General features: G+C 65.9%; 1 protein-coding gene. It reads right to left on the reverse strand.

Features of this window, described 5'->3' with window-relative positions:
* The coding region (locus tag E8M83_RS11520) for an acyltransferase (RefSeq protein ID WP_137173512.1) at positions 1-646 on the reverse strand (646 nt) is incomplete at its 3' end.
* Positions 647-938 lie beyond the last annotated feature (292 nt).

Raw genomic sequence — 938 nt, forward strand, 5'->3', positions numbered from 1 at the left:
GGGCCAGGCCGCGCGCCAGCGTATGCCGCGCCTGCCAGCGATACAGCGCGACCCCGGCCAGCCAGACCGGCAGCAGCAGCCACAATTTGATGCCCATGACGGCCAGCACCAGGGTCAGCGCCGGCAGGCGCCATGGCCCGCGCACATAGCAGGCGACCCCGAACAGCACGTAGTACCAGACTTCGTAGTTGAGCGACCACCAGGGACCGAGCCAGGGCGGCACCTCGGCCAGCGTCCACAGGTCGCCCAGGAACAGCAGGTGGAGGGGGAGGTAGAGCCAGGGCTTGGTGAGCTGGTAATGCTGCCGCGTGTCGCTGGCCAGGTGGGCCGGGACCAGGCTGGCGCAAAGGAAGGCCAGCAGCAGCACCGGCAGCGCCACCGAATAGATGCGGGCGGCGCGCGCCAGCGCATAGTCGCGCGCGCTCGGGCGGCGCTGTTCGGTGGTATAGGCGATCACGAAGCCGGACAGCACGAAGAAGGCCATCACGGCTTCGCGTCCGAACAGGGTCAGGAGATCGGCGCCCGGCCCCTCCACCAGGTCGAACTGGCGCAGGTGCATCAGCACGACCGCCAGCGCCGCCAGGAAGCGGACCAGGTCGAGGTACACCGAGAACGGCGGGTCGAGTGGGGAGGGGGGGGCGCGCATGGCGTTTATATTAATGCAAATCACGCAGCTGGCTCCGCTAGCCGGGCGTACAGCACCAAAGGCGGGGTCATACCAAAGGCGGGGTCACAAAGGCGGGGTCAGGTCTGACATTCGGACACGGCCTCGACACTAGCCGCTTTTTACAAAGGCGGGGTCACAAAGGCGGGGTCAGGTTGAGGTGGTCCGGATTTCTCGGACATCTATTTGAGCACACGGAATGCTGCATCGACGGCGGCTGGCGTTTGGTAGCCCAGGGTTTGATGCAGCCTCTGCTGATTGTAGTACACCTCAA

The sequence above is a fragment of the Massilia sp. HP4 genome (assembly GCF_005222695.1).
In the GTDB taxonomy this organism is placed as follows: domain Bacteria; phylum Pseudomonadota; class Gammaproteobacteria; order Burkholderiales; family Burkholderiaceae_D; genus Telluria.